Genomic DNA, 3,066 nt, shown 5'->3' on the forward strand with positions numbered 1-3,066 from the left:
TGAAATTCAGTCAAATGACAAGTATGGATGTTCTAACTGAAATCAATAATAAATTCTGAAATTCAGTCAAATGACAAGTATGGATGTTCTAACTGAAATCAATAATAAATTCATGGATTTCAAGAGTATGTGGAAAAATACATTTAGTGATAATTATTCTTTTAAGGTTGGAGATGGAATTAAAGAACGACTAGAAGAACATAAAAATCAGAAAAATGTATATGGATATCCATTTCAATCTGCATATCTTACTACTGTATATCGTGGTATGAGGAGAAAGAAATACATATTACGAAGTTCAATTAGTGGCGGTGGAAAATCACGTTCTTCACTAGCTGATGGATGCAATATTGTGTCAGATAGAATCTATGATTGGAATAAACGTCAATGGATTTCAACAGGTGAAAGTCAACCAGTTTTATTTATTTCAACAGAACTAGAGAAGAAAGAGATTCAGGATATTATTCTCGCTCATGTTAGTGGCATTGAACAGGAAAGAATCGAAGGATGGGATAATATTACTCCAGAAGAAGAAAAAATTTTAAATGAATCAGCTCAGTATGTAGAGTCATATGAATATTGGGTTGAGTATATGCCAGATTTTACTATTGATTCCATTTCTGAAATGATTGAAAAATATATCTTAAATCATAATATCGTAGCTTGTTTCTTTGATTATATCAATGATTCCCCTTCACTATATGAATACTATTACAATAAAACTCATACAAGATTGAGAACAGATCAGATTCTATTTTTATTTAGTGCTGCTTTAAAATCTGTTTGCAATAAATTTGAAATATATCTCGGATCTGCCACTCAGCTTAATGATAATTATAAAGAAGATGGTAACAAAGATGCCGGGGCGTTAAAGGGTTCTAAGGCTATTATCGAGAAAACAGATGGTGGTATTTTAGCACTTCCTGTTACACATAAGGATTTGAAGAAGCTTAAACCTATTCTTGAAGCAGATGGAAGTTTTGGAAAACTTGTACCAAATATGTCATATTACGTTTTCAAAAATCGTGGAGGTAAGTGGAAATCCATTATCATATGGACAAAGCTCAACATGGGTACAATGAGAGAAGTTGACTGCTTTGTAACAGATTACAATTATGAACTTATTCCCGATATTGAAAAAACAATTATTGACTTTCAAATTGAAGATGTGGGAGACGTTGGAATTATCGAAAGCGATGTAGAAGTATCGGGATCAGATCTTGCTACTGAATTATCAAAAAAATTCTAAATGGGGAGGTATATTATGACCGCCCAGCAATTAAAAGAAAGATTGTCAGAAGAAGATATTAGAAAGTTACTCTTAGAAATGGGAGCGACTTTCTATTATGAAGATGATGACATGTGGATTACTGATACCATTTGTCATCATGGAAATAAACCAAAACTCTATTATTATAAAAACTCTAAATCATTTCATTGCTATACAGAATGTGGTCAATTAGACATCATTGGTATAGTAATGGGATATAAGGATTTTACTCAGGAAGAGTTTCAAAAAGCAATCAACTGGATTTGTATAAAACTGAATCTGGATAATTGTGAATATGGATTTGGTAAACAGGAACAAATATCAGATTGGGAGTTTATTAGAAGTTATAAAAAGAGTTCGAAGAAAATAAATAAAGAAAAAGAATTAGTTCCATATGATCCGTCTATTCTAAAAATTTTTCAACCATTTTATCCTAAATGCTGGATAGATGAAGGAATTTCCATAAGAAGTATGAAAAAATATGGAATCATGTATTGTGTATGGCAACAGAAGATTATTATTCCTCATTATAACATATCCAATGAATTAATTGGTGTACGTGCCAGATCGATGCTTGAAATGGATATTGAGTTATATGGAAAGTATGCGCCATTTAAAATTGGAAACATATTCTATAATCATTCACTTGGTCTTAATCTTTTCGGATTAAATCACAATATGAAAGCTATTCAAAGAAAAAGAAAAATAATGCTTGTGGAAGCTGAAAAATCAGTTTTACAGACGGACACTATGTTTGGTGAAGATAATTTTACTGTCGCTTTATGTGGAAGTAATTTAACAGATTATCAAAAAGGAATTATTCTCATGCTAGGTGTTAGAGAAGTAATAATTGGATTAGATAAGCAGTATCAAGAATTAGATTCAGAAGAATGTAAAAAATGGGCGAAACATATAAAGGATAAGATCATTGATAAACTTAGTGCATTTGTAATTGTAACTGTATTATGGGACACAAACGGTCTTTTGGGATATAAAGATAGTCCAAGTGATAAAGGAAAAGATACTTTGCTTCAATTAATGGACAATAAACTTTATGTTGGAACTAATCAATAATTAGAGAGGAGTATAAGAATGGCTTTCAAATATGATGTACTTGGTACAGTCAGATTTGGGTGTGAACTGGAAGATATTCTTAAATTGAAAGGTATTGAAGATGTTGATTCCTTTTTACATCCAACTGAAAAAAATGTAGAAAGTGAACTCCTTTTTGATAACATCGAAAAAGCCAGAGATGTCGTGGTCAATCACATTGCTAATAACAATGTGATTGACTTATTGGTGGACTGCGATGCGGATGGTTTTACATCCGCAGCAAATATTTATCAATATATTAAACGAATTAAGCCAGAGATTCAAATTCGATGTTTTATTCATAAAGGAAAAATACATGGATTATCTGAGTTTATAGATGATATGGAACAGGATGATTCCAAGTTAATAATTGTTCCAGACGCAGGAACAGGAGATGTGAATGAGTGTAAAAGATTAATTGCCTCTGGAAAGGATGTAGTAATTTTAGATCATCATAGTATTGATGGTACTAATAATCCAGCTATTATAGTTAATAATCAACTCTCGGAACGAGTAACTGATAAAGCAATGACAGGAGTTGGAATTACATATAAATTTACAAAAGTATTAGATGAATATTATGGTGTAAATTATGCAGATGATTATTTAGATTTGGTTACATTAGGTATGATAGGTGATCGTGCTGATGTAACAAATCTTCAAACGAGATATTTAATCTTAGAAGGTCTTAAATTAATTAAAAA

Annotated in this window: 3 protein-coding genes; all 3 read left to right on the forward strand. The window is 31.1% G+C overall.

The window, feature by feature from the left end; translation table 11 throughout:
• Nucleotides 1-127 precede the first annotated feature (127 nt).
• A complete protein-coding gene (locus DWX91_RS16060) occupies nucleotides 128-1,249 on the forward strand; it encodes a DnaB-like helicase C-terminal domain-containing protein (RefSeq protein ID WP_182435124.1) in 1,122 nt (373 codons plus the stop codon).
• 15 nt (nucleotides 1,250-1,264) lie between these two features.
• Nucleotides 1,265-2,344, forward strand: coding sequence for a hypothetical protein (locus DWX91_RS16065; RefSeq protein WP_118539801.1), 1,080 nt, complete (start codon nucleotides 1,265-1,267; stop codon nucleotides 2,342-2,344).
• A gap of 18 nt (nucleotides 2,345-2,362) precedes the next feature.
• A partial coding sequence (locus DWX91_RS16070; RefSeq protein ID WP_207664040.1) for a DHH family phosphoesterase occupies nucleotides 2,363-3,066 on the forward strand: 704 nt, incomplete at its 3' end.

Source organism: Clostridium sp. AF22-10 (assembly GCF_003478725.1).
In the GTDB taxonomy this organism is placed as follows: domain Bacteria; phylum Bacillota; class Clostridia; order Lachnospirales; family Lachnospiraceae; genus Otoolea; species Otoolea fessa.

Bases quoted from the DNA above. Each gene is read 5' to 3' on its own strand.
- DWX91_RS16060 (WP_182435124.1), top strand. From the start codon at position 128: ATGTGGAAAAATACATTTAGTGATAATTATTCTTTTAAGGTTGGAGAT.
- DWX91_RS16065 (WP_118539801.1), top strand. From the start codon at position 1,265: ATGACCGCCCAGCAATTAAAAGAAAGATTGTCAGAAGAAGATATTAGA.